General features: G+C 68.4%; 24 protein-coding genes. 13 read left to right on the forward strand and 11 right to left on the reverse strand.

Features of this window, described 5'->3' with window-relative positions; genetic code table 11:
- Positions 1–155: 155 nt before the first annotated feature.
- The 3 genes from I7S92_RS18425 to I7S92_RS18435 form a co-directional block, all read right to left on the reverse strand.
- Positions 156–1,142, reverse strand: a complete 987-nt coding sequence (locus tag I7S92_RS18425; RefSeq protein ID WP_197646981.1) for an ABC transporter ATP-binding protein — start codon at positions 1,140–1,142, stop codon at positions 156–158.
- Between the two features lie 80 nt (positions 1,143–1,222).
- Positions 1,223–2,380 (reverse strand): ABC transporter substrate-binding protein, encoded by a 1,158-nt coding sequence (locus I7S92_RS18430; protein ID WP_197646982.1) that lies wholly within the window; start codon positions 2,378–2,380, stop codon positions 1,223–1,225.
- A gap of 134 nt (positions 2,381–2,514) precedes the next feature.
- Positions 2,515–3,432: a LysR family transcriptional regulator gene (locus I7S92_RS18435; RefSeq protein ID WP_197646983.1), complete on the reverse strand. Its 918-nt coding sequence runs from the start codon at positions 3,430–3,432 to the stop codon at positions 2,515–2,517.
- 194 nt (positions 3,433–3,626) lie between these two features.
- On the opposite strand from I7S92_RS18435, the gene I7S92_RS18440 reads away from it, so the two are divergent.
- Positions 3,627–4,061, forward strand: coding sequence for a DMT family transporter (locus I7S92_RS18440; protein ID WP_197646984.1), 435 nt, complete (start codon positions 3,627–3,629; stop codon positions 4,059–4,061).
- On the opposite strand, the gene I7S92_RS18445 is transcribed toward I7S92_RS18440, so the two are convergent.
- The 5 genes from I7S92_RS18445 to I7S92_RS18465 all read right to left on the reverse strand — a co-directional run bounded on the left by I7S92_RS18445 (position 4,058) and on the right by I7S92_RS18465 (position 9,287).
- Complete coding sequence (locus I7S92_RS18445) at positions 4,058–4,378, reverse strand: hypothetical protein (RefSeq protein WP_197646985.1); 321 nt, start codon at positions 4,376–4,378, stop codon at positions 4,058–4,060. The two genes, I7S92_RS18440 and I7S92_RS18445, sit on opposite strands and share 4 nt — an antisense overlap.
- An 8-nt stretch (positions 4,379–4,386) precedes the next feature.
- Positions 4,387–5,400, reverse strand: coding sequence for a DNA polymerase III subunit delta (gene holA, locus I7S92_RS18450; protein WP_197646986.1), 1,014 nt, complete (start codon positions 5,398–5,400; stop codon positions 4,387–4,389).
- Entirely contained in the window at positions 5,397–5,912 is a 516-nt protein-coding gene (gene lptE / locus I7S92_RS18455; protein WP_354001347.1) for an LPS assembly lipoprotein LptE, read from the reverse strand. Before lptE ends, holA begins: the two co-directional genes overlap by 4 nt.
- A 190-nt stretch (positions 5,913–6,102) precedes the next feature.
- Positions 6,103–8,658, reverse strand: coding sequence for a leucine--tRNA ligase (gene leuS / locus I7S92_RS18460; RefSeq protein WP_197646988.1), 2,556 nt, complete (start codon positions 8,656–8,658; stop codon positions 6,103–6,105).
- A 101-nt stretch (positions 8,659–8,759) separates the two neighbouring features.
- Positions 8,760–9,287: a DUF3576 domain-containing protein gene (locus I7S92_RS18465; protein WP_197646989.1), complete on the reverse strand. Its 528-nt coding sequence runs from the start codon at positions 9,285–9,287 to the stop codon at positions 8,760–8,762.
- 280 nt (positions 9,288–9,567) lie between these two features.
- Here I7S92_RS18465 and I7S92_RS18470 point away from each other — a divergent pair, with 280 nt between their 5' ends.
- Both I7S92_RS18470 and I7S92_RS18475 read left to right on the forward strand, forming a co-directional pair.
- The gene (locus I7S92_RS18470) at positions 9,568–10,521 is read left to right on the forward strand and encodes a porin (RefSeq protein WP_197646990.1); all 954 of its coding nucleotides are present in this window, start codon (positions 9,568–9,570) and stop codon (positions 10,519–10,521) included.
- A gap of 97 nt (positions 10,522–10,618) precedes the next feature.
- Positions 10,619–11,275: a YggS family pyridoxal phosphate-dependent enzyme gene (locus I7S92_RS18475; RefSeq protein ID WP_197646991.1), complete on the forward strand. Its 657-nt coding sequence runs from the start codon at positions 10,619–10,621 to the stop codon at positions 11,273–11,275.
- Positions 11,276–11,386: 111 nt separating this feature from the next.
- Here I7S92_RS18475 and I7S92_RS18480 read toward each other — a convergent pair whose 3' ends face one another.
- Complete coding sequence (locus I7S92_RS18480) at positions 11,387–11,938, reverse strand: L,D-transpeptidase family protein (RefSeq protein WP_197646992.1); 552 nt, start codon at positions 11,936–11,938, stop codon at positions 11,387–11,389.
- Complete coding sequence (gene ribA / locus I7S92_RS18485) at positions 11,935–13,023, reverse strand: GTP cyclohydrolase II (RefSeq protein ID WP_197646993.1); 1,089 nt, start codon at positions 13,021–13,023, stop codon at positions 11,935–11,937. Before ribA ends, I7S92_RS18480 begins: the two co-directional genes overlap by 4 nt.
- Positions 13,024–13,162: 139 nt before the next feature.
- Between ribA and I7S92_RS18490 the strand changes: the two genes are divergently transcribed.
- The 4 genes from I7S92_RS18490 (at position 13,163) to I7S92_RS18505 (ending at position 15,906) form a co-directional block, all read left to right on the forward strand.
- A complete protein-coding gene (locus tag I7S92_RS18490) occupies positions 13,163–13,849 on the forward strand; it encodes a response regulator transcription factor (protein WP_197646994.1) in 687 nt (228 codons plus the stop codon).
- Between the two features lie 385 nt (positions 13,850–14,234).
- Entirely contained in the window at positions 14,235–14,543 is a 309-nt protein-coding gene (locus tag I7S92_RS18495; protein WP_197646995.1) for a hypothetical protein, read from the forward strand.
- Between the two features lie 63 nt (positions 14,544–14,606).
- The gene (locus tag I7S92_RS18500; protein ID WP_197646996.1) at positions 14,607–15,395 is read left to right on the forward strand and encodes an exodeoxyribonuclease III; all 789 of its coding nucleotides are present in this window, start codon (positions 14,607–14,609) and stop codon (positions 15,393–15,395) included.
- Between the two features lie 61 nt (positions 15,396–15,456).
- The gene (locus tag I7S92_RS18505; protein ID WP_197646997.1) at positions 15,457–15,906 is read left to right on the forward strand and encodes an RES family NAD+ phosphorylase; all 450 of its coding nucleotides are present in this window, start codon (positions 15,457–15,459) and stop codon (positions 15,904–15,906) included.
- Here I7S92_RS18505 and I7S92_RS18510 read toward each other — a convergent pair.
- Complete coding sequence (locus I7S92_RS18510; protein WP_197646998.1) at positions 15,895–16,470, reverse strand: TlpA family protein disulfide reductase; 576 nt, start codon at positions 16,468–16,470, stop codon at positions 15,895–15,897. The two genes, I7S92_RS18505 and I7S92_RS18510, sit on opposite strands and share 12 nt — an antisense overlap.
- On the opposite strand from I7S92_RS18510, the gene argH reads away from it, so the two are divergent.
- The 6 genes from argH to I7S92_RS18535 all read left to right on the forward strand — a co-directional run.
- Complete coding sequence (gene argH / locus I7S92_RS18515; protein ID WP_197646999.1) at positions 16,469–17,872, forward strand: argininosuccinate lyase; 1,404 nt, start codon at positions 16,469–16,471, stop codon at positions 17,870–17,872. The genes I7S92_RS18510 and argH overlap by 2 nt on opposite strands.
- A gap of 64 nt (positions 17,873–17,936) precedes the next feature.
- On the forward strand, positions 17,937–18,065 hold the full coding sequence (locus tag I7S92_RS23385) for a hypothetical protein (protein ID WP_277922981.1): 129 nt from the start codon (positions 17,937–17,939) through the stop codon (positions 18,063–18,065).
- 195 nt (positions 18,066–18,260) lie between these two features.
- Positions 18,261–19,526: a diaminopimelate decarboxylase gene (gene lysA / locus I7S92_RS18520; protein WP_197647000.1), complete on the forward strand. Its 1,266-nt coding sequence runs from the start codon at positions 18,261–18,263 to the stop codon at positions 19,524–19,526.
- Positions 19,527–19,553: 27 nt separating this feature from the next.
- Positions 19,554–22,052 carry a TIGR02302 family protein gene (locus tag I7S92_RS18525; protein ID WP_197647001.1) on the forward strand — a complete coding sequence of 833 codons (2,499 nt, stop codon included), beginning with the start codon at positions 19,554–19,556 and terminating at the stop codon, positions 22,050–22,052.
- A gap of 244 nt (positions 22,053–22,296) precedes the next feature.
- Positions 22,297–22,872, forward strand: coding sequence for an S-(hydroxymethyl)glutathione synthase (gene gfa, locus I7S92_RS18530; protein ID WP_197647002.1), 576 nt, complete (start codon positions 22,297–22,299; stop codon positions 22,870–22,872).
- Between the two features lie 45 nt (positions 22,873–22,917).
- On the forward strand, positions 22,918–23,344 hold a 427-nt coding region (locus I7S92_RS18535; protein ID WP_197647003.1), incomplete at its 3' end, for an alcohol dehydrogenase catalytic domain-containing protein.

Raw genomic sequence — 23,344 nt, forward strand, 5'->3', positions numbered from 1 at the left:
TGAAAACAGAAGATGGCCTTTCTCCCAGGGCATTTTCCGTCCGGAAATATCCCGGGGTATGGCATCTGCCGCGCCATCGGTTCGAGCGGCTGCTGCCATGGTCCGAAGGGCGAAGGGGCAGTGCCCCCTGCGAGGGTGGGTCCGGGAGCCGGGCATCAGTTGGCCCCCATCAGATGCAGCGCGCCGGGGTCGAAGGCGAAGGCGGTCGTCGCGCCTTCCTCCGGGACCGGCTGGCCGGCGGGGACCAGCGCCGCGACCTCGGTGCCATTCGCCTCGATCACCACGCGGGTGCCCGAGCCGAGGTAGCGCAGCGCCTTCACCGTGCCCCGGACCGGGCCGGAGGCCGCAAGCCGCGTCGCCTCGGGGCGCAGCGAGGCCCATTCCGCCGGACCGCCCAGCGCGCGGGTCAGCTCGGGCGGCAGCACGTTGGACGATCCGACGAAATCGGCCACGAAGCGGGTGGCGGGGCGGTCGTAGATCTGTTGCGGGGTGCCGATCTGGGCGATCCTGCCCTCGTTGAAGACAGCCAGGCTGTCCGCCATCGACAGGGCCTCGTGCTGGTCATGGGTGACGAAGACGAAGGTCAGGCCCAGCTTCATCTGCAGGGCCTTCAGTTCGTCCTGCATCGCCTCGCGCAGCTTCAGGTCCAGCGCGCCCAGGGGTTCGTCCAGCAGGAGCACCCGTGGTTCGTTCACCAGCGCCCGCGCCAGCGCCACCCGCTGCCGCTGCCCGCCGGACAGTTGCGCCGGCTTGCGGTCGCCGTAGGCGTCCAGCTTGACCAGCGCCAGCATCTCCTCTGCCTTGGCATGGCGCTGCGACCGGCCCATGCCCTTGACCATCAGCCCATAGGCCACGTTGTCGCGCACGTTCATGTGCGGGAACAGCGCATAGTCCTGGAACACCGTGTTCACGTTGCGCAGATGCGGCGGGGTGGCGGAGACGTCCTCGCCGAAGATGCGGATCGCCCCGCCCGTCGGCTTCTCGAACCCCGAGATCAGCCGCAGGCAGGTGGTCTTGCCCGACCCCGACGGCCCGAGCATGGCGAAGAACGAGCCCTCGGCGATGGTCAGGTCGACGCCATCGACGGCCTTCACGGGGCCGAAATGGCGCGAGACATTCTGGAATTCGACGGCTGAGGTCATAAGATATCCGTAGGGTGCGCAACAGCGCACCTCTGGCTAGAGTGCGGGTGCGCACATGGCGCACCCGGATTCCGGTAAGATCAACGGCCGCCGATCACGCCGATGTAGTCGCTGACCCAGCGGTAATAGGGTACGCAGGCCCCTTCCCCCTGGGAGCAATTCGACACCGGGGTGGTCCAGAACCGGATCTTGTCGAAATCGTCCATCCCGTTCGCGGTGCAGCTTTCCGCCGTCGACATGCCGCGGCCGTCGGTGCAGGCGGCCGGAACCGAGGGGTTCGCGCCGAACCAGACCGCAAGGTCGGATTGCAGGTTCGAGGCCAGCGAATGCTCCATCCACAGATAGGCGCAGTTCGGGTTCTTCGCGTCGACATGCATCATCGTGGTGTCGGCCCAGCCCGTCGCGCCCTCTTCCGGGATGGTCGAGGCCACCGGCTGCCCGTCCGCCTTCAGCAGGTTCACCTGGAACGGCCAGGAGCCCGAGGCGACCACGCCCTCGTTCTTGAAGTCGTCGATCTGGATGAAGGCGTCGTGCCAGTAGCGGCTGACCAGGTTGCGCTGGGCGCGCAAGAGGTCCAGCGCGGCCTTGTACTGGTCCTCGTTCAACTCGTAGGGCGAGGTGATCCCCAGTTCCGGCTTGTGCGCCATCAGGTACTGCGCCGCATCCGCGATGTGGATCGGCCCGTCATAGGCCTGCACCCGGCCCTTGTTCGACTTGCCGTCGGGCAGGTCCATCTCCTCGAACACCACGTTCCAGCTGGTCGGCGGCTCCTTGAAGACCTCGGTGTTGTACATCAGCACGTTCGGCCCCCACATGTAGGGCACGCCGTAATGCACCCCGTCCACCGTATGCCAGGGCGCGTTCTGCAGGCGCTCGTCCACGGTCTTCCACGACGGGATCAGGTCCGTGTTGATCGGCTGCACCCGGTCGCCCGCCACCAGCCGCAGCGAGGCGTCGCCCGAGGCAGTCACCAGGTCGAACCCGCCCTCGTTCATCAGCGCGACCATCTCGTCCGAGGTGTTCGCGGTCTTGACGTTGACCTTGCAGCCCGAGGCTTCCTCGAACTTCGTCACCCAGTCGAAGGCCTTGTCGGTCTCGCCCCGCTCGATATAGCCGGGCCAGGCGACGATGCTGACCTGGCCCTCTGGGGCGCCAAGCTCGGTCACCTGGGCGAGCGCGGGGGTGATCCCGGTCAGCGCGCAGAGTGCCGTGGTGGCCATCAGCTTCAAATTCTTCATCGAGAAACTCCCTTTGGAATGGGCCGCAGGCAGCGCGGCACGCCGGTGTTCCGGTCATGGCAGGCAGGCTAGCTAGCGCGGCAGAAATCGCAAATGCAAAAACTGGATGCGTGCTATCGGTTTTGCCGATGGGTCTACGGCGCGGCTCCGCTGCGGGCGGGAAGCCCGACCTGGGCCGAGCGGACAAAATTATGCGCCGGCGCCGAAAGCGGTGCGCCCTTGCGCCAGGCCAGGCCGACCTGGACCGAGGGCAGGTCGCCCGAGACATCGCGGATCTCGATCCGGTCGCCTTCCAGCGACCACGGCCGGTAGACCAGCCCCGGCAGGATCGCGAGGCCCGATCCGGTGGCCACCAGCGAGCGTACGGCCTCGACGCTGCGGGTGCGGAAGGTGATCTGCGGCTTCACGGGCAGGGCCGCGGTCAGGCGGCGGGTCGATTCCTCGATCTCGTCCACCATCAGCTGGATCAGCGGCTGGCCCGCCAACTCCTCCAGCGTGATCGTCTCCTGCTGCGCCAGCGGGTGCCCCAGCGGCAGCCACAGCCGATAGGGCGAGACGAGCAGGGTCTCGAGGTTCAGCGCCAGCCGGTCCTTGACCGACGAGGTCAAGAGCACCGCCACGTCCAGCTCGCCGCCGATCAGCAGGTGCTGCAGGTAGTCGCCGTTGTCCTCGATCACGTTCAGCTCGACCTGCGGAAAGGCGCGGCGATAGCGGGCCAGGATGTCCGACAGCACATAGCCCGCCACCAGGCTGGTCACCCCCAGCGACAACCGCCCGGTGGCGGTCTCGGCCTCCTCCTGAAAGGCGCTGCGGGCAGTGGCGACATCGGCCAGGATCTTGCGCGCATGGCGCAGGAAGGCCGAGCCCTTGTGCGTGATCATCAGCCCCCGCGCCTGCCGGTCGAAGAGCGTGACGCCCAGGTCGTCCTCCAGGCTGCGGAGCGCCTCGGTCACCGAGGACTGGCTGATCGACAGGGCCCGCGCCCCGCCCGAGACCGATCCGGCCTCGGCGACGGCGACGAAGAACTGAAGCTGGCGGAGCGTGAAGGCCATCCGTGTTCCTTTGGGCTGGCTCCGGGGTTTCACTCCCCCAAGCCATTGGGTGCCTGAACCAATGGCTTACCCATGGAGTATTTCCGCCAGGAGGAAGGGCCAGGGGCAGTCTGCCCATTCCCGGCGCGAGGGCAAGGGTTGTTGCCGGGCCGGGGGCGTGGTTCAGTCGCTCCGGCAAGACAAGGAGACGCGGCATGTGGTGGGCAGTGGCGGCGGTGGCTCTGGGGGGGGTGGCGATCGCGGTGCAGGCCCCGATCAACGCGGCGCTGGGCCGGGGATTGGGCGCGCCGGTCCCGGCGGCGGCGGTGTCCTTCGGGGTGGGTTTCCTGGTGCTGCTGGCGGTCTCGGTCCTGCAGGGGCAGGGGCCGGCCTATCTGCGGCTGGCGCAGGTGCCGGGCTGGACGCTTCTCGGCGGGATCCTCGGCGCCTGGTATGTCTTCGCCTCGATCTGGGGCGTGTCGTCCCTGGGCGTGGTCACCCTGGTCGCCGCGCTGATCCTGGGCCAGATGGGCGCGGCCCTGGTGATCGACGCGACCGGAATCCTGGGCATGGCCGTGCGCGAGGTCACCCCCACGCGGATCGCCGCGGCGGGGCTGGTCCTCGCCGGGCTCCTCCTGTCGCGACTCTAGCCCCAGCGCGCCGAATCGAGTGCGACCCAGCCCGGCGGCAGCGGCGGCGCGGGGCTCTCGTCCTGCCAGAACTCCAGCCGCAGGTGGTCGGGCAGCGTCGGCGCATCGGCCGCTGCCACCAGCGTCCACTGCATCCGGAACCCGTCCAGCAGAAGCCCCTCGGCGTAGAAGGCGATCTCCTCGGCCTCCAGCGCCTCGGAGGGCGAAGCCTCCCAACCCTCGGCTCCGCCCCAGAACACCAGCCCCTCCAGCGCCTTCAGCTTGCGGGCATGGCGCGCCAGCGGCGCCAGGAAAGCCTCGATCGCAGCGGGGTCCATCTTTCCTCCTAGCGCCGCATCATCGCGATGCGGATCAGCGCGCGTTCCATCAGCGCCATCCCCGGCGCCCTGCTGGTCGAGCGCAGCGTCAGGTCGGTCTCGACCAGCACCGCGACCGCCGCCTCCAGCGCCCGCAGTCCCCATTGCCCGGCCTGACGCCCCATCGCGTCCTTCTGCTTGAAGTTCACCCGCGCCTTCTGGATTCCGACCCCCGGCCCCTGCGGGTCGCAGACCGCGCCGTGCAGCACCCGGAAATGCCGCAGCGCCGCGATGCAGATCGTCACCGGCAGCACGCCCTGTCCCTCCAGCCGGCGGAACAACGGGCCGATCGCCTCGCGCCGCGCCTCGGCCACCGCGCCGACCAGATCGTCCACCTCGGCCTCGATCGTCGCCGGGGCCATCGCCGCCACATCCGCCGGCGTCAGGGGCGAGGCATCGCCGTATTTGTACAGCGCGATCTTCTCCAGCGTCTGCCGGAAGTCGCCCGGATCCAGCGCCCGGGCCAGCACGTTCAGGTCCGCCATCGCCTCGCGGTCGATGTCATGCAGCCCCGAGGCCTTCAGCGCCGCCTCGATCTCCTCCCGCCCCGGAGGCTCGTCGTAAAGACCGATGCAGACGGCGGCGGGATGCTTCTCGAACAGGGCTTTCAGCGCCGACTTGGCCGTAAGCGAACCCGCCGTGACCACGATCACCGCATCGCCCGGCTTCCACTCCCTCAGCGCGATTCCCACCACCTCGGCCAGCCCGTCCGTCGCCTCCTCGACAAAGGCCACCCGGGGACCCGGAAAGAACCCGACCTCCTTGATCGCATCCAGCAGCAGGCTGCCATCCTTGCGCAGGTCCGCCCCCGACATCCGCGACAGCCGCATCTCGGCCTCGCCCTCGGGGCCGACCAGAGCGGCGATCGCCTCCTGCCGCTTCAGCGCCACCCGCATCGCATCGGCGCCGAACACCAGCAGGCCGGGACGCGCGGGATCGGGCTTTGCGCAATACCGGGCGGCCTCGGCCCCCTTCAGGATCATGGCAGGCTGGCCGAGACGGCGATCAGGCGGGCGACGATCTGGTCGGCCAGGATCCGCATCAGCCGCAGCGCCGCGTCTTCTTCCGCCGCCAGCCCCGCGACGGTCGAGCCGGTGGCCGAATAGGCGGTAAAGCTCTGCACCCGCCCGCCCGCGACCCGCGTGCCGGTCGCGCGCTCGGTCAGGGTGTAATCGACCACGCCCTTCAGGTTGTAGCGGGTGATCTGGCTCTCCTCGGTTAGGCCGACGCCCACCGCCTCGGTGGTGATCACATAGGCCAGGTCATAGCGGACAGCCTCCGGCCGGCCCAGCCGCTCCTCCAGCCGCTCGACCAGATCGAATCCGGCCTTGGTGTCGGGGTCCTGCACCCAGATCGTGCCCAGCAGCCGATCCGCCCCGCCGCCCGGCGCATAGGCCGGGGTAAAGCCGCAAGCCGCCAGCGCAAGCGGGGCGAGGAGGAGGAAGCGACGCGAAAGCCGTCCGCCGGATGCCCCCCCACCCCATCCCTCCCCCACGCGGGGGGAGGGAGGCGCCATATCCGAAGCGCTGCGCTGGGTGACAGGCGCGACAGGCCCCCTCCCCCCTCCGTGGGGGAGGGATGGGGTGGGGGGGCAGGTGCCGGAAGGCAGAGAGCCCCGCCCGATGCCGGGCATAACCGATCGCCTCTCCCCTTGTGGGAGGGGGCCAGGTTGGGGGGGGCTGGTCCTAGACGACGACATTGATGATGCGGCCCGGCACGACGATGATCTTCTTCACCGGCTGCCCGGCAAGGAACTTCAGCACATCCTCGTTCGTCAGCGCGATCTTTTCAATCTCGGGAATCGCCATGTCCTTCGGCACGCCGATTTCCGCCCGGCGCTTGCCGTTGATCTGGATCGGCAGCACCACGGTGTCGTCGATCAGCAGCGCCGGGTCCGCCTTGGGCCAGGGCGCCTTGGCGCAAAGGCCTTCGCCGCCCTGGTAGCTCCAGATCGACTCCGCGATATGCGGCGTCATCGGCGAGGTGAGCTGCGCCAGCGTGCGGATCGCCTCCTTCATCACCGGGGTCGAGGCATTGGCCTTCGCGATGGTGTTGGTGAAGGCGTAGAGGCTGGCGATGGCCTTGTTGAAGGCAAAGCCCTCGATTCCCTTCGTCACCTCGTCGATGGCCTTCGCCGTCGCGCGGCGCAGCGCGTCGTCACCCTGTCCGACGTGGTCCGCCGGCATCTCGCCGATGCGGCTGCACAGCGCCCAGACCCGCGCCAGATGCTTGTGCGCGGCCTCGGCTCCGGCGCTGGTCCATTCCACGTCGCGCTCCGGGGGCGAGTCCGACATCACGAACCACCGCGCCGTATCCGCCCCGAACGAGGCGATGATATGCATCGGATCGACCACGTTCTTCTTCGACTTCGACATCTTGGCCGAGGGGATGACCTCGACCCTGGTCCCGTCCTTCAGCGTCGCCCCGGACTCGCTGCGGACGACATCCTCGGGCAGGTGATAGACCGGCCGGCCCTGGGTATCGGTGGTCTTGTAGATCTCGTGCGTCACCATGCCTTGGGTGAACAGCGCGCTGAACGGCTCCACCGCCTTGGCGGGCAGGTGGCCGGTCTTGTGCATCGCCCTTGCGAAGAAGCGGGAGTAGAGGAGATGCAGGATCGCATGCTCGATCCCGCCGATATACTGGTCGACGTTCATCCAGTAGTCCGCTTCCGCCGCCACCGTCGGCGTCGTCGCGCGGGGGGCGGTGAAGCGGGCATAGTACCAGGACGAATCGACGAAGGTGTCCATCGTATCCGTCTCGCGCTTCGCCGCCGCGCCGCAGGCCGGGCAGGGCACGTCGCGCCAGGTGGGATGGCGGTCCAAGGGATTGCCCGGCTTGTCGAAGCTCACGTCATAGGGCAGCTCGACCGGCAGGTTCTCCTTCTTCTCCGGCACCACGCCGCAGGTCGGGCAATGCACCACCGGGATCGGGCAGCCCCAGTAGCGTTGCCGCGAAATCCCCCAGTCGCGCAGGCGGAACTTGGTCACGCCCTTGCCATAGCCCTTCGCCTCGGCATGGGCGATCGCCGCCGCCACGCCCTCGTCCCCGGTCTGCACCTCCGCGCCCGCGAAGCCCCGGACGTAATGCACCTTCTCGGACTTCATCGGCACGAAAGCCTCGGCCAGGGCCGCATCCTCCGCCCCTTCGGCCACGAAGACCGCCTTGATCGGCAACCCGTATTTCGTGGCGAAGTCAAAGTCGCGCTGGTCATGTCCCGGGCAGCCGAAGATCGCCCCGGTGCCGTAGTCCATCAGGATGAAGTTCGCGATCCAGACCGGCAATTCCCACGCCGGATCAAGCGGATGCCTCACCCTGATCCCCGTGTCGTAGCCGATCTTCTCCGCCGTCTCGATCTCTTCGGCGCTCGTCCCCCCGCGACGGCACTTCGCCACGAACTCCGCCACCGCCGGGTCGCCCTCCAGCGCCCGCGCCAGCGGATGGTCCGGCGAGATCGCCGCGAACGACGCCCCCAGCAGCGTATCCGGCCGCGTCGTATAGACTTCCAGCGACTCGAACCCGGCCGGAGCCCCCACCGTCTCGAAGGCGAACTGCAACCCGCGCGACTTGCCGATCCAGTTCGCCTGCATCAGCCGCACCTTCTCGGGCCAGTCCTTCAGCCCGTCCAGCGCCGCCAGCAACTCCTCCGAGTAGTCGCTGATCTTGAAGAACCACTGCACCAGCTCGCGCCGCTCGACCGCCGCACCCGAGCGCCAGCCCTTGCCGTCGATCACCTGCTCGTTGGCCAGCACCGTCATGTCCACCGGGTCCCAGTTGACTACGGCGGCCTTGCGGTAGACCAGCCCGGCCTCCATCATGTCCAGGAACATCGCCTGCTGCTGGCCGTAATACTCCGGATCGCAGGTCGCCAGCTCCCGCGACCAGTCGATGCTCAACCCCAAGGGCTTCATCTGCGCCTTCATGTCGGCGATGTTGCCGTGGGTCCAGTCCTTCGGATGCCCGCCCCGCTCCATCGCCGCGTTCTCGGCCGGCATCCCGAAGGCGTCCCAGCCCATCGGGTGCAGCACCGAATAGCCCTGCGCCGCCTTGGTCCGCGCCACCACGTCGCCCATGGTATAGTTGCGCACATGCCCCATGTGGATGCGCCCGCTCGGATAGGGGAACATCTCCAGCACGTAATACTTCGGCCGCGACGGGTCGCGCACGGCGGCGAAGGCCTGGGCCTCGTCCCATGCCTCCTGCCATCTGGGTTCGATCACCGAAGGGTCATAGCGCGACATCTGGGGGCCCCCTGCAACAGTCCGCGCGGAATTACACCGCCGGCCGCAGGAAGGTCCACCCCCCAGAAGCCCTCAAGTCGGAAGCCCCGGGGCAGACACCCTCAAAGCTTGCTGTCGCGCACCCGCAGCTGCCGCGCCCGGGTCAGGATCGCATCCTCGACCGCCCGCACGGTTTCCGGCGCCACCGCGCCGCCGCCCTGGCCCTGCAGCGCCACCTTCAGGCTGCGCGCATCCAGCGCCGGGTCCTGCACATAGATCGTCGCGCGATAGGCCTTCCCGCCGCCGGGGGGCCGCCCGTATCCCGTCACGATCACCCCGGTGAACGGGTCCACCGATTCGATCGGCAGGAAGTTCAGCACCTCGAGGCTGGCCTGCCAGATGTACTTGTTGACCTCGACCGTCGTGTTCGGGTCATCCGCGTTCGAGAACAGGTCCCACAGGCTGGAGCCCTTCTTCTTCTCGCCCGTCGCCGCCTCGATGTTGGCGCGCTGCTCGTCGGCCAGCGCCCTCTGCGCCGCCTTCGACTCCGAGGAGCCGCCCCGGTTGAACAGCCCGCCGCCACCGCAGGCGGACAAGGTGGCGACCAGCGCGGTTGCCAGTGCAATGCGTGCGACCTGCTGCAAGTTCATCCGTCCACCCTGCCGTTCCGTGACCTGCTGTCTAGCCCAGCGCCCCCCGCCTGCCAAGGGCTTTCGCCCGCGCGGGCGGGTCCGGCACTCCTGCCCCCGCTCCTGCCCCGGCCCCGCCGACCGCGCCCGCCGGACCTGTGGCATGTCTGCACCACGTCCGGGCCGTTTTGCGCCGGACCGGCCGTTGGCGTTGCAATCCGGGGTGGGGCGGGTGAAATACGGCTCATTCCCCTGCGGATTCCCCTGCGGCGGGCTTAACCTTAAGGAAAGAGGGAAAAACATGAAAAAGGTTCTCCTCGCGTCCAGCGTCCTGGCCCTGTCGGCAGGCTTCGCTTCCGCGGAAATCACCTTCTCCGGCACGGCCGTCATGGGTGTTGGCGACAACGGCGACAGCCTCGACAACAGCGCCCGTTCGGTCATGGAAACCTACCTGACCGCCACCGCTTCGGGCGAAACTGACACCGGCCTCTCCTTCGGCTTGGAGTCGACCTTCGCGACCTACACCACCGATGACGAAGAGTTCACCGACGACGGCACCTCCGTCTTCATCTCGGGCGCTTGGGGCAAGCTCTCGATGGGTGATGTCACCGAAGCCGACGAAATGCCTGGTTCCTTCTCCGACATCGGCGGCCTGTCGGGCCTCGGCGTTGACGACGTTGCCGAAACCTACACCGGCGACGAGGCTGCCGGCGAGTTTGACCGTGAATCGCACGACGTGAACTACACCTATTCGGGTGGCGCTCTGACCGCCGCGATCTCGGCCCAGATCGGCGCGCAAGGTGACTTGGACGGCGAAGGTGACGGCTACGCTCTCGGCCTGAAATACTCGTTCGGCGACGCCTATGTCGGCATCGGCTACAACGACGATGGCGTTGACGCCTACACCGACGTTGCCGGCTCTGCGACCACGCTCTATGCTGGCGGCACCTTCGGCGCCTTCGGCGTCAAGGCGATGTACACCGACTTCAGCGCCGACACTGGCAGCATCCTTCCCGATGGCGAAGCCTTCGGCCTGCACGTCAGCTACACCGTCGAAGCTCTGACCCTTATGGCTCAGTACGCTCAATCTGACGCTGAGAACCCGGTTTCGTTCGAAAACTACGAAGCCTTCGGCGTGGGCGCTGCCTACGACCTCGGCGGTGGCGCCTCGGTGGTCGGCGGTGTTGCCCAGATCACCGACTGGGATCGCGACGACGAAACCGTCTGGGAAGCCGGCTTCAGCTTCTCGTTCTGATCCTTCGGGATCGGAATACGGAAAGAGCGGGCCTTGCCCGCTCTTTTCTTTTTGCGCCATGCCGTTACCTTGCCGCCAAAGGCAGAAGGGGATGGCGATGGCACTGGCAGAAATCACCGCGCGGCTGCGCGCGGCCGAGGCGGCGGCAGGCCGCGCCCCCGGCTCGGTGACGCTGATCGCCGTCTCCAAGGTGCAACCGGCCGGGCGGGTGACCGCCGTCCTGGACCAGGGCCACCGCGTCTTTGGCGAGAATTATGTGCAAGAGGCCGCCGCGAAATGGCCCGCCTGGCGCGCGCAATATCCCGGCGTGCAGCTGCACATGATCGGCCCCTTGCAGACCAACAAGGCGAAACAGGCGGTCGATCTGTTCGACGCGATCCACACCCTCGACCGCCCCTCGCTGGCGCAGAAACTCGCCAGCCTGCAACAGTCGCGCGGGTCGTTGCCGCAGCTTTTCGTCCAGGTGAACACGGGGGAAGAACCGCAGAAGGCCGGCGTCCTCCCCGCCGACCTTGCCCCTTTCCTGCGCGACTGCCGGGGGATGGGGCTGGCGCCCACCGGCCTCATGTGCATCCCGCCCGAGGATGCGGAGTCCACCCCCCATTTCGCCCTGCTCGCCCGCATGGCCGCCGACCACGGCCTTGCGAATCTCTCGATGGGCATGAGCCACGATTTCGAATCCGCCGTCGCCCAGGGCGCCACCCACATCCGCGTCGGCAGCGCGATCTTCGGCCAACGAACCTACCCGCAATAGCGCCGCCCGCGAAACCCCCGGCCCGAAGGTGCGCTATAGCGCACCCTACGACACCCCGTAGGTCGGGGCGTGCCCCGACTCCCCCGCCTCCAAAAAACCCTTAACAAACCCCTAACGCCCGCGCCCAACCCCTTGATTTCCCTCACCTCCGCGATCCTGTCCACCGTGGACAATGACTCGCGTCCCCGGCACCACCCGCCCCGCGATCCACCTTAGGTCCCGCCCCGAGAAAGCCACGCACCCCGCCGTCGCCGCCCCCGGCCGCCGCCAGCGATGCAGGAAGATCGCCGACCCAAGCCCCGGCACCCCCTCCGGCCAGTTCCAGTCGGTCAGCAGGACCAGATCATACATCGGATCCCCCCGCCGCAGCTTTTCATGCCCGAAAGGGTGCGGGGCCCGGACCAGCCGGTTGTAGTCCGGGTCGCGCGGATCGTCCGACCAGAGGTCCCCCGGCCCGATCGGCTCCGCCCAGCCCGACGGCCGCGCGATCCGGTCCGCCCGGTAGAGCATCCCCACCAGCCGGTGCACCCCCGCCGGCGTCGCCCCGTCCCCCTCCCGCTTCGCCGGCCCCGGCACGATCCCGCCCCGCCCGACCGTGCAGGCGAACCGCCGCCCCAGGAACCGCACCCCGCCCGGCGTCACCACCAGGTCGGCGGGCGTCACAACAGATGCCCCGACTTCGCCGCCTTGGTCGCGAGATAGGCCCGGTTCTCCGCCGTCTCCCCCACCTTCAGCGGCACCCGCTCGACCACATGCAGCCCGCAGGCCTCCATCATTGCGATCTTCCGGGGATTGTTGGTCAGGAGGCGCACCGAGGAGAACCCCATCTTCCGCAGGATCTCGGCCCCGATCCGGAAGTCCCGCTCGTCGTCCTCGAAGCCGAGGCGGTGGTTCGCCTCGACCGTGTCGAAGCCCTGGTCCTGCAGGCTGTAGGCCCGCATCTTGTTCGCCAGCCCGATCCCCCGCCCCTCCTGGTTCAGGTAGAGCAGCACCCCCGCGCCTTCCTCGCCCATCTGGGCCAGCGCCGCCCGCAATTGCGGCCCGCAGTCGCATTTCAGCGACCCCAGCACATCCCCGGTGAAACAGGCCGAATGCAGCCGCGCCAGCACCGGCCGGCTCCGGTCCGGCCGGCCGATCTCGATCGCGTAATGCTCGTCCCCGCCATCGTCGGGCCGGAACACATGCACCCGCCCGGCCTCCGAGGCGACCAGCGGCACCCTTGCCGAGACGACCTCGTCCAGCGGCGGCAGGGCGGCCAGCGCGGGCGCGATCTCGTCCAGGACCAGCAGGGTCAGCCCATGCTCCGCCGCGAGGCGCAGGGCATCGCCGACCGGCACCACCAGCGCCGCCGGGAGGAGATGCGCGGCCTTCGCCAGCGCCAGCGCCGCCCGGTGCAGGTCCGCCGCCCCCTCGCGCGCCGAGGTGAGCGGTCCCTTCATCGGCGCCCGCAGGTCATCCGCCGGATCCGCGACCGAGCGCAGCCAGCCGAGGTCGGCCGTCGCGGGCGGCAGGATCCGCGCCAGATCGCCGTCATAGGCGCGGGCCTTCAGCGTCTCGGCCCGCCGCGCGGTGATGGCCAGGACCGGCGGCCCGAAGCCGCGCAGATCGGCCAGCCGCCCGGCATCCAGCGCCTCGACCGAGGCGACCAGCGCCGCGCCCATTGGGCCGCAGAGGATCACGGGCACGCCCATGCGCAGGTCGCCTCGGGCACGGGTCAGGCGTTCGGCAATCGAAAGATGCAGGCTCATGCGGATATCCATATCCGGCGGCACGGGAAATTGAAACATTCCCCACCAAAGCGACACGAGCGCGTGAGTTTCCGGTAGCAAACCTTGCGGGACTCGTGATCGGGCCGCATCTGACCCGCAAGAAGCGATGGAGGCTGCAATGGCCGGACTGCGGAAGATCCTGCTGGTCGACGACGACGACGACCTGCGCGAGGCGCTGAGCGAACAGTTGGTGATGACCGAGGATTTCGACGTGTTCGAGGCCCGCAACGGCGCCGAAGGCATGGAGAAGGTGAAGGCCGGCCTCTTCGACCTGGTGATCCTGGATGTGGGCCTGCCCGACACCGACGGGCGCGAGCTGTGCCGCCGGATGCGCAAGGGCGGCGTGAAATGCCCGATCCTGATGCTGACCGGCCATGACACAGACAGCGACACGATCCTGGGCCTGGATGCGGGCGCGAACGATTATGTGACCAAGCCGTTCAAGTTCCCGGTCCTCCTCGCCCGGATCCGGGCGCAGCTGCGGACGCATGAGCAGTCCGAGGACGCGGTGTTCCAGATGGGTCCCTATACCTTCCGCCCGGCGCAGAAGATGCTGGTGGACGAGAAGGAGAAGAAGATCCGCCTGACCGAGAAGGAAACCAACATCCTGAAGTTCCTGTATCGCGCGCAATCCGGCGTGGTGCCGCGGGATGTGCTGTTGCACGAGGTCTGGGGCTACAACGCGGGCGTCACCACCCATACGCTGGAAACCCATATCTACCGCCTGCGCCAGAAGATCGAGCCCGACCCCTCGAATGCCCGGCTTCTGGTCACGGAAAGCGGCGGCTACCGGCTGGTGGCGTAAGGTTCCCCTGGCCGCGTCGGGGTCATGATGCGGCTCCTCCCTGTTGACTGGCCCGGCGGACCCTTGGGGCGCCGGGCATTTTCTGGCAAGGGGGCAACGGAACTGCGTCCTTGCTGCAACAACGCGGGAATCTTGGGCCTTGGGACTTATTGTTGCCGGAATCGGTTGCTACCTTGAGTTTCGTGCACAGGTTGTGCGACAAGTTCCCCTTGCCGTGTCGGGGTCATGACACGGCATCCTCCCTGTTGGACCTGGCCGGGCTTCTTGCCCGGCCTTTTTTTGCGAAATGCCACGCGCCCGGCGCAGGGCCGCCATGGGGGTTGCACAATTCCGGGGCTGCCTGCGCCCGTCCGCAGAGAGGCTGCGGCACCGATCGGAGAATTGCATGCGTTTCGCCCTTGCTGCCCTTGCTGCCCTTGCCGCCACCCCCGCCCTGGCCGAGGATCTGGTGTTCACCCTGGTCAACGACAGTTCGCACACCATCGTCGAGATGTATGTCTCGGAAATCGGCGTCGACCAGTGGGGCGAGAACATCCTGTTCGGCGCGGTGGAGCCCGGCGTCTCGGGCGAGGTGACGATCGCCGACGGGCTGGATGTCTGCGACTACGACCTGCGCTATGTCTCGGCCGAAGGGGGCGAGGCCGAGGATACCCAGAACCTGTGCGAGCTGGCCACCTATACCCTGACCGACTGATCCGGGACTTGTGCCTTGCGGCGGAGGGTCCTAGTGTCCGCCGCCGCAGCCCGGAGCCTGTCCATGACCTTCACCCTCGCCACCTGGAACATCAACTCGGTCCGCCTGCGCGAGGCGCTGGTCTCGCGCCTGATGAGCGAGGAGACGCCGGACATCCTGTGCCTGCAGGAATGCAAGTGCCCGGTCGAGCTGATCCCGCTGGAGGGGTTCCGCGCGCTGGGCTACAGCCATGTCGTCGCGCGCGGACAGAAGGGTTACAACGGCGTCGCGATCCTGTCCAAGCTGCCGATGCAGGACGTGGGCGGCCATGATTTCGCGACGCTGGGCCATGCGCGGCACGTCGCCGGGCGGCTGGAGAACGGGGTCACGATCCACAACTTCTATGTCCCGGCAGGGGGCGACATTCCCGACCGGGCGCAGAACGTGAAGTTCGGGCAGAAGCTGGATTTCCTGACCCATATGCGCGACCATTTCCACGCCGAGGCGCCGGAAAAGTCGATCCTGGTGGGCGACCTGAACATCGCCCCGCGTGAGGATGACGTCTGGAATCACAAGGCGCTGTTGAAGATCGTCAGCCATACGCCGGTCGAGGTCGAGCATCTGGGGCAGGTGATGGATGCTGGCCGCTGGCAGGACGTGACGCGGCAGGACATCCCGACCGGCAACCTCTACAGCTGGTGGAGCTATCGCAGCCCCGACTGGGACAGCGCCGACAAGGGCCGCCGGCTGGACCATGTCTGGGCAACGCCCGACATCTCTGCCGCGGCGCATGGCAGCCGCATCCTGCGCCCGGTGCGCGGCTGGGAGCAGCCCAGCGACCACGTCCCGGTTTTCGCCAGCTTCGATCTCTGAAGGGAACAAACCCCCGTTTCGCCGCATATGCACCTCGTCTGGCAGGAGGGCAGAGGATGGCATGCGTCTGTGGCAGTTGACGAAACCGGAACATGTGCCCGGCCTGGACGGCGAGGGCGCGCGCCTGCAGGGAGGCCGCTGGAACAGTCCCGGTCTGCCGGCGGTCTATTGCGCCTCGTCCCTTGCGCTGGCCGCGCTGGAGGTGCTGGTCAACCTTCCCGACCGGCAGCGCCGCAAGGGCCGGGCCCCGCCCCATGCGGCGGTCGAGATGGAACTGCCCGACGAGCTCTGCAGGCTTTCCGGCTTTCCCGGAGCCATGCCCGAGCACCGGACCCGCCCCTTGGGCGATGCCTGGCTGGGCAGCCTGGAATGTCTTGCGCTGAGCGTCCCGAGCAACGTCGTCCCGCTTGAGGCCAACGTCGTCCTGAATCCGCGCCACCCCGAGATGGGCCGCGTCACCGTGCTGCGGGTCGAACCCTTCGCCTTCGACGAGCGCCTGTTATTCGACTGAGGGCTGCCCCGCCATCAGCGCCCCCAGCACCGCCTTGGCGCTGTCGCTGTCCCATTCGGCGTCGCCGATCAGCCGGGCGACCTCTTCGCCCTCGGGGTTCAGGATCACCGTCACCGGCAGCCCCATCACGCCCATCGCCCGCGACAGGACGGATTTCGGATCGCGCAGGATCGGCAAGGCCGTCACGCCGGCCTCCTCGAAGAACCGCTCGATCCCCTCCACCGCATTGCGGCCGGTCGCCACCGGCACCACGGCCAGATCCGGCATCGCCGCCTGCAACCGCTCCAGCGAGGGCATCTCGCGCCGGCAGGGGGCGCACCAGGTGGCCCAGAAATTCAGCACCACCCATTTGCCCCGGTATTCGGCCAGCGTATGTTCGCCGTCCCCGGCATCCAGCAGCACCGCCTCGGGCAGGGCCACCGGCGCCTCGTGCAGCGCGAGCTTCTTCATGTCGCCGTCGCGCAGGGCGGCCACATCCGCCGCCGCCGCATTTGCACCGATCAGGAAGGCCGTGTAGAGGACGACCAGGATTTTCCGCACGTTTCCACCCATCGAGGCCAGCATGACCGTCCCCCCCGATTCCTCCTCCGCCAACCAGATGTGGGGCGGGCGCTTCTCGGCCGGGCCGGACGCGATCATGCAGGCGATCAACGCCTCGATCGGGTTCGACCAGCGGCTTTACGCGCAGGACATCGCGGGCAGCCGGGCCCATGCCGCCATGTTGGCCGCGCAGGGCATCATCTCTTCTAAGGATGCGGATGCGATTGGGGAAGGCCTCCTCGCGATCTTGTCAGAGATCGAGGCGGGCAAATTCCCCTTCACGCCCGAGCTCGAGGATATCCACCTGAACATCGAGGCCCGCCTGACCGAGAGGATCGGCGAGGCCGGCAAGCGCCTGCACACCGGCCGCAGCCGCAACGACCAGGTGGCGGTCGATTTCCGCCTCTGGACCCGCGACCAGTGCGACCAGGCCATCGCCGGGCTGACCGGGCTGATGCGGGCCTTCCTGGCGCAGGCCGAGGCCGGCGCGGATTGGGTCATGCCGGGCTTCACCCATCTGCAGACCGCCCAGCCGGTGACCTGGGGCCACCACATGCTGGCCTATGTCGAGATGCTGGCCCGCGACCGCTCGCGCTTCGAGGATGCCCGCCGCCGGATGAACGAATGTCCCCTGGGCGCGGCGGCGCTGGCCGGGACCTCGTTCCCGATCGACCGCCATGCCACGGCCAAGGCGCTGGGCTTCGACAGGCCCACGGCGAACAGCCTGGACAGCGTCAGCGACCGCGACTTCGCGCTGGAGTTCCTGGCGGCGGCCTCGATCTGCGCCATGCACCTCAGCCGCTTCGCCGAAGAGCTGGTGATCTGGTCCTCGGCCCAGTTCCGCTTCGTCCGGCTTTCGGACAAGTGGACCACCGGCTCCAGCATCATGCCGCAGAAGAAGAACCCCGACGCGGCCGAACTCCTCCGCGCCAAGCTGGGGCGCATCCTGGGGGCGACGGTGGCGCTCTTCACCGTGATGAAGGGCCTTGCGCTGACCTATTCCAAGGACATGCAGGAGGACAAGGAACAGGTCTTCGACGCGGCCGACAGCCTGATACTGGGCCTGGCGGCGATGACCGGCATGGTCAGCGACATGACCGCCAACCGCGAGGTGCTGGCGGCGGCGGCGGCCTCGGGCTTCTCGACCGCGACCGATCTGGCCGACTGGCTGGTCCGCGCGCTGGGCCTTCCGTTCCGCGAGGCGCATCATGTCACCGGCACCCTGGTCGCCATGGCGGAAAAGCAGGGCTGCGACCTGCCCGACCTGACGCTGCCGCAGATGCAGTCCGTCCATCCCGGCGTCACTGACGAGGTCTTCGGCGTCCTCGGCGTGGAAAACTCGGTCCGCAGCCGCATCTCCTATGGCGGCACCGCGCCGGACCAGGTCCGGGCCCAGGTCGCCCGCTGGAAGGCGGCGCTGGGCTGAATGCCCGACTTGCCGGCGCCCGGCGGGGATGCCACCGTCCCGCCGAACCACAGATGAGGTCCCGATGCCCCGCCTTTTCCTCCTCGCCTGCCTGACGCTCGCCGCCTGCGGCGCCGATGGCGAGCCGCAATCGCCCGGCCAGACCGGCGTCACCTTCGGCGGCAAGGTCACCATGGGCGTCGGTGGCAACTGACGCTGCGCCGGGCCGTCCTGCTTGTCGCTAGGGACGTCTGGAAGGCCGCCCCCGACAAGGCGCGATAGCGGAACCCTGACCCGGGGCGCGCGCCGGAATTCTTACGAATTCCGGTCCGATTTCTTTGAAGAAATCGGCGCTTTGCACCCGCCGCGCGCCCGGATATGACGGCGTGGCAAGACCGGGGGGCGACGCATGGACCATTTCCTCTATCACAACGGCACGCTGCACGCCGAGGACGTCGCGATCCCCGATATCGCCGCCGTCGTCGGCACCCCCTTCTACGTCTACTCCACCGCGACGCTCTCCCGGCACTACCGCCTGTTCACCGAGGCCCTGTCGCCCCTTCCGCATCTCGTCTGCTTCGCGATCAAGTCGCTGTCGAACGTCGCCGTCCTGAAGACCCTCGGCAACCTCGGCGCCGGGATGGACGTGGTCTCGGCCGGCGAATACCTGCGCGCCAAGGCGGCGGGGGTGCCCGGTGACCGGATCGTCTTCTCAGGCGTCGGCAAGACGCGCGAGGAGATGCGCCTCGCCCTCACCGGCGGCATCCGGCAGTTCAACGTCGAATCCGAACCCGAGATGCGGGCGCTGTCCGAGGTCGCCACCAGCCTCGGCGTCACCGCCCCGATCGCCGTGCGCGTGAATCCCGACGTCGATGCCCGGACCCACGAGAAGATCGCGACCGGCAAGAAGGAAAACAAGTTCGGCATCCCCATCGCCCGCGCGTCGGAGGTCTATGCCGAGGCCGCGCGCCTGCCCGGCCTGCAGGTCGTCGGGATCGATGTCCATATCGGCAGTCAGCTCACCGAGCTGGAACCCTTCGAGCAGGCCTACCTCAAGGTCGCCGACCTCACCCGCCGCCTGCGGGCCGAGGGCCATGCGATCACCCGGCTCGACCTCGGTGGCGGCCTCGGCATTCCCTATGCCCGCTCGAACGAGGCCCCGCCCTTGCCCACCGACTATGGCGCCCTGATCAAGCGCACCGTGGGCGACCTCGGCTGCGAGATCGAGATCGAACCCGGCCGCCTGATCTCCGGCAACGCCGGGCTGCTGGTGGCCAGGGTCGTCTACGTCAAGAACGGCGAGGGCCGAGACTTCCTGATCCTCGACGCCGCGATGAACGATCTCGTGCGCCCCTCGATGTATGGCGCGCACCATGACATCGTCCCCGTCGCCGAACCGCCGGTCGCCAGCCCGACGCAGGAATTCGACGTCGTCGGCCCGGTCTGCGAGACCGGCGATACCTTCGCCAAGGGCCGCGACCTGCCGCTGCTGGCCGAGGGCGACCTCGTGGCCTTCCGCAGCGCCGGGGCCTATGGCGCGGTGATGGCGTCCGAATACAACACCCGGCCGCTGGTGCCCGAGGTGCTGGTGAACGGGGATCAATTCGCTGTCATCCGGGCGCGGCCAAGCTTTGACGAAATCCTCAACCGCGATACCATCCCTCCATGGCTGTGACGCGATGTCCGGTCGAAGGCAGGTGAGATGACCGGACCCGGAACGACGCCACCGCTGAAATCCCTGCTTTGGCCGATGCGGCTGACGCTCGTCGGCCTCTGGGCGGAACGGATGGCGCGGGCGTTCTGGCCGCTCTGGTCGCTGGCGCTGGCGGTCATGGCTGCCCTGGCCTTCGGGCTTCAGGACCTCGGCCCGCTGCTGCACGCCCGGATCGCGGGCGGCGCGGTCGCGCTGGCGGCGCTTCTCCTGCTGGCGCTGGGGATGCGGCGCTTCCGTAGACCCACCGTTTCCGATGCGCTCGACCGGCTGGACGCCGCCATGCCCGGCCGTCCCATCGCCGCGTTGCGCGACACACAGGTAATCGGCACGACGGACCCCGCCTCGCTGGCCGTCTGGCGGGCGCATCAGGACAGGATGGCCGCCCGCGCCGCCGGGGCCCGGCCGGTCCGGCCCGACCTGCGGCTGTCCTCGCGCGACCCCTTCTCCCTGCGCTACGTCGCCCTGACCGCCTTCGTCATGGCGCTTCTCTTCGGCTCGTTCTGGCGCGCGGCCTCGGTCACCGGGCTTGCGCCCGGCCCCGCCATCGCCATGCCCGGCGGGCCGAGTTGGGAGGCCTGGGCCCAGCCGCCCGGCTATACCGGCAAGCCTTCGCTCTACCTCAACGACATCACCGCAACCGCGCTGGAACTGCCCACCGGCACCCGCCTGCAGATCCGGCTCTACGGCCCCGAAGGCACCCTTGCGGTCGAGCAGACCATCGCCGACCAACCATCCGCGCCCCCGGAAACGACCGAGGCCGCCGCCGCCCCCGACGGGATGGCCGGCGTGCGCGACTATACCGTCACCCGCTCGGGCAGGCTGTCCATCGAAGGCCCCGGCGGCCGCGAATGGGCGGTGACCGCCATTCCCGACGCCCTGCCCGCAATCGCCGTCTCGGGCGCCATCGGACGCGAGGGGGACGGCCGCTTCAAGCAGGGCTTCACCGCGTCCGACGATTACGGCGTGGTCGCGGGGCGGGTGACGATCACCCTCGACCTTGCCAAGGTCGACCGCCGCCACGGCCTGATCCCCGAGCCCGAGCCGGTGGAATCCGTGGTCCTCGACCTGCCGATGCCCCTCACCGGCGGGCGGGGCGAGGTGACCGAGACGCTGGTCGACGACCTGTCGAAACATGTTTTCGCGAACCTGCCCGTCACCATGGTCTTCGCCGCCCTCGATGCCGCCGGACAGGAAGGCCAGTCCGAGCCCTATGCCGTGACCCTGCCCGGCAAACGCTTCTTCGACCCGCTGGCCGCCGCGTTGATCGAGATGCGCCGCGACATCCTGTGGAACCGGATCAACGCCCCCCGCGCGGTCGAGCTTCTCAAGGCGGTGACCTTCCGCCCCGAAGGCTTCATCCGCCACGACCGCGCCTTCCTGCACCTGCGTGTCCTGATGCGCGAGCTTGAGGCGAAGGAGGCCAGCCTTTCGACCGAGGACCGCGATGCCTTGGCCGAAAAGCTCTGGACCATCGCCCTGATGGTCGAGGAAGGGAACCTCCAGGACGCGCTGGAACGCTTGCAACGCGCGCAGGACCGGCTGGACGAGGCGATCAGGAACGGCGCTTCGCCCGAAGAGATCGACCAGCTGATGAAGGAAATGCAGCAGGCGCTGAACGAATACATGCGCGAACTGGCCGAAGAGGCGCAGCGCAATCCCGGCGACCAGCAGCAGCAGGGCCAGATGCAGGGCCAGATGATGTCGGGCGACCAGTTGCAGCAGATGCTGGACGAGTTGCAGAAGCTGATGGAGGAGGGTCGCACCGCCGAGGCGGCCGAGCTGATGGAGCAGCTGCGCCAGCTGATGCAGAACATGCAGGTGGTGCAGGGCGAAGGCGGGCAGGGCAAGGGCGGCCCGATGGGCGAGCTGGGCGATACGCTCCGCGACCAGCAGGAGCTGTCGGACGACGCCTATCGCGACATGCAGCAGGGCCAGGGTGGGCAGGAGCCGGGGCAGGAGGGCCAGCAGGACGGCGAGGGCGAAGGCCAGGGCTCGCTGGCCGAGCGCCAGCAGGAGTTGCGCGACCGGCTGGACCAGTTGCAGGACGGCCAGCTGCCGGGTGACGGTGGTGCGCAGGGCGAGGAAGGGCGCCGGAAGCTCGATCAGGCCGGACGCGCCATGGACGAGGCCGAGGAGGCGCTGCGCCAGGGCGATCTCGACGGCGCGCTCGATCGCCAGGCCGAGGCGATGGAGGCGATGCGCGACGGGCTGCGCAACTTCGGCGAGGCGCTGGCCGACGAGCAGCGCCAGAACCGCGAAGGCCAGGGCAACGAGCGCGACCTCGGCAGCGCCGACCCCAGCGGCCGCGACCCCTTGGGCCGCGAGCCGGGCGATACCGCGCGGATCGGCTCGGACCGGAACATGGTGCAGACCGACCCGAACAGGCGTGCGCAGGAACTTCTGGACGAGCTTCGCCGCCGCTCGGGCGAGCTGACCCGGCCCAGCGAGGAGCTGGACTATTTCAAGCGGCTCCTGCAGCTGTTCTGAAGCCCGAGGCGCCCCGGTCGAAAACCGGGCGCCAGCGGAATTCTGCAGAATTCCGGCTCGGAGCCTTCAAAGGCTCCGTCACGATTTCCTGGAAGAAATCGCCTCCCAGGCCCGGGCCGGAGGCCGAAGTCGACGATGCGCTGGTGGATCCGGTGGCTCGTGTTTCCAGCCTTTTGGTTGAATTGCCCGACCTGCGCATTGGTGCGAACCTGTCCGCGTCAACGAAGATCAGGGGAGGCGCGAAATGACGACGGTCAGGATCCACCCGGCGGTGGACAATGGCGTGAAACCCGGCAGGCCGGGATTCGCGGGCGGGACGCTGCGCTGCAGCTGCACGACGGACCCGGTCGAGGTGGAGATCGCCACGGATTGCCTGCACAACCACGTCTGCGGCTGCACCAAGTGCTGGAAGCCCGAGGGGGCGATCTTCTCGATGGTCTCGGTGGTGCCATCCGACAAGGTGACGGTGACGCGGAACGGCCACAAGCTGAAGGTCGTCGATCCTTCGGCCCTGATCCAGCGCCACGCCTGCACGGCTTGCGGCGTGCACATGCATGGGCCGGTCACGCGCGAGAACCACCCCTTCACCGGCCTCAGCTTCATCCATACCGAGCGGTCGGACGAGGAGGGCTGGTCGCCGCCGACCTTCGCCGCCTTCGTGTCCTCGGTGATCGAGGGCGGCACCCGGCCCGAAGCGATGGAGGGGATCCGGGCGCGGCTGAACGAGCTGGGCCTGCCGCCCTATGACGCGCTGTCGCCGGGGCTGATGGACTATATCGCCACCTTTACCGCCCGGGCGAGTGGCGTGTTGAAGGACTAGGTCGCCCGGCCCGCCCGGCCGGAAGGATCATTGGGAGGAAAGCTGATGCGCACCCGAGCCGCCGTTGCAGTCGCCGCCGGACAACCCTTGCAGGTGATGGATGTCAATCTCGACGACCCCAGGGAAGGCGAGGTCCTGGTCGAGATCAAGGCCACCGGCATCTGCCACACCGACGAATTCACCCTCTCGGGCGCGGACCCGGAGGGGATCTTCCCCTCCATTCTCGGCCATGAAGGCGCGGGCGTGGTGGTGAAATGCGGGCCGGGGGTGAAAAGCCTGAAACCCGGCGACCATGTGATCCCGCTCTACACGCCGGAATGCCGGGAATGCCCGTCCTGCCTGTCGCGCAAGACCAACCTCTGCACCGCGATCCGCGACACGCAAGGCAAGGGGCTGATGCCGGACGGGACGACGCGGTTCTCGATGCTCGACGGCACGCCGATCCATCACTACATGGGCTGCTCGACCTTCG

This window comes from Tabrizicola soli (genome assembly GCF_015999335.1).
Classification (GTDB): Bacteria; Pseudomonadota; Alphaproteobacteria; order Rhodobacterales; family Rhodobacteraceae; genus Tabrizicola; species Tabrizicola soli.

Bases quoted from the DNA above. Each gene is read 5' to 3' on its own strand.
- I7S92_RS18425 (WP_197646981.1), bottom strand. From the start codon at position 1,142: ATGACCTCAGCCGTCGAATTCCAGAATGTCTCGCGCCATTTCGGCCCC.
- I7S92_RS18430 (WP_197646982.1), bottom strand. From the start codon at position 2,380: ATGAAGAATTTGAAGCTGATGGCCACCACGGCACTCTGCGCGCTGACC.
- I7S92_RS18435 (WP_197646983.1), bottom strand. From the start codon at position 3,432: ATGGCCTTCACGCTCCGCCAGCTTCAGTTCTTCGTCGCCGTCGCCGAG.
- I7S92_RS18440 (WP_197646984.1), top strand. From the start codon at position 3,627: ATGTGGTGGGCAGTGGCGGCGGTGGCTCTGGGGGGGGTGGCGATCGCG.
- I7S92_RS18445 (WP_197646985.1), bottom strand. From the start codon at position 4,378: ATGGACCCCGCTGCGATCGAGGCTTTCCTGGCGCCGCTGGCGCGCCAT.
- holA (WP_197646986.1), bottom strand. From the start codon at position 5,400: ATGATCCTGAAGGGGGCCGAGGCCGCCCGGTATTGCGCAAAGCCCGAT.
- leuS (WP_197646988.1), bottom strand. From the start codon at position 8,658: ATGTCGCGCTATGACCCTTCGGTGATCGAACCCAGATGGCAGGAGGCA.
- I7S92_RS18465 (WP_197646989.1), bottom strand. From the start codon at position 9,287: ATGAACTTGCAGCAGGTCGCACGCATTGCACTGGCAACCGCGCTGGTC.
- I7S92_RS18470 (WP_197646990.1), top strand. From the start codon at position 9,568: ATGAAAAAGGTTCTCCTCGCGTCCAGCGTCCTGGCCCTGTCGGCAGGC.
- I7S92_RS18475 (WP_197646991.1), top strand. From the start codon at position 10,619: ATGGCACTGGCAGAAATCACCGCGCGGCTGCGCGCGGCCGAGGCGGCG.
- ribA (WP_197646993.1), bottom strand. From the start codon at position 13,023: ATGAGCCTGCATCTTTCGATTGCCGAACGCCTGACCCGTGCCCGAGGC.
- I7S92_RS18490 (WP_197646994.1), top strand. From the start codon at position 13,163: ATGGCCGGACTGCGGAAGATCCTGCTGGTCGACGACGACGACGACCTG.
- I7S92_RS18495 (WP_197646995.1), top strand. From the start codon at position 14,235: ATGCGTTTCGCCCTTGCTGCCCTTGCTGCCCTTGCCGCCACCCCCGCC.
- I7S92_RS18500 (WP_197646996.1), top strand. From the start codon at position 14,607: ATGACCTTCACCCTCGCCACCTGGAACATCAACTCGGTCCGCCTGCGC.
- I7S92_RS18505 (WP_197646997.1), top strand. From the start codon at position 15,457: ATGCGTCTGTGGCAGTTGACGAAACCGGAACATGTGCCCGGCCTGGAC.
- argH (WP_197646999.1), top strand. From the start codon at position 16,469: ATGACCGTCCCCCCCGATTCCTCCTCCGCCAACCAGATGTGGGGCGGG.
- I7S92_RS18510 (WP_197646998.1), bottom strand. From the start codon at position 16,470: ATGCTGGCCTCGATGGGTGGAAACGTGCGGAAAATCCTGGTCGTCCTC.
- I7S92_RS23385 (WP_277922981.1), top strand. From the start codon at position 17,937: ATGCCCCGCCTTTTCCTCCTCGCCTGCCTGACGCTCGCCGCCTGCGGC.
- lysA (WP_197647000.1), top strand. From the start codon at position 18,261: ATGGACCATTTCCTCTATCACAACGGCACGCTGCACGCCGAGGACGTC.
- I7S92_RS18525 (WP_197647001.1), top strand. From the start codon at position 19,554: ATGACCGGACCCGGAACGACGCCACCGCTGAAATCCCTGCTTTGGCCG.
- gfa (WP_197647002.1), top strand. From the start codon at position 22,297: ATGACGACGGTCAGGATCCACCCGGCGGTGGACAATGGCGTGAAACCC.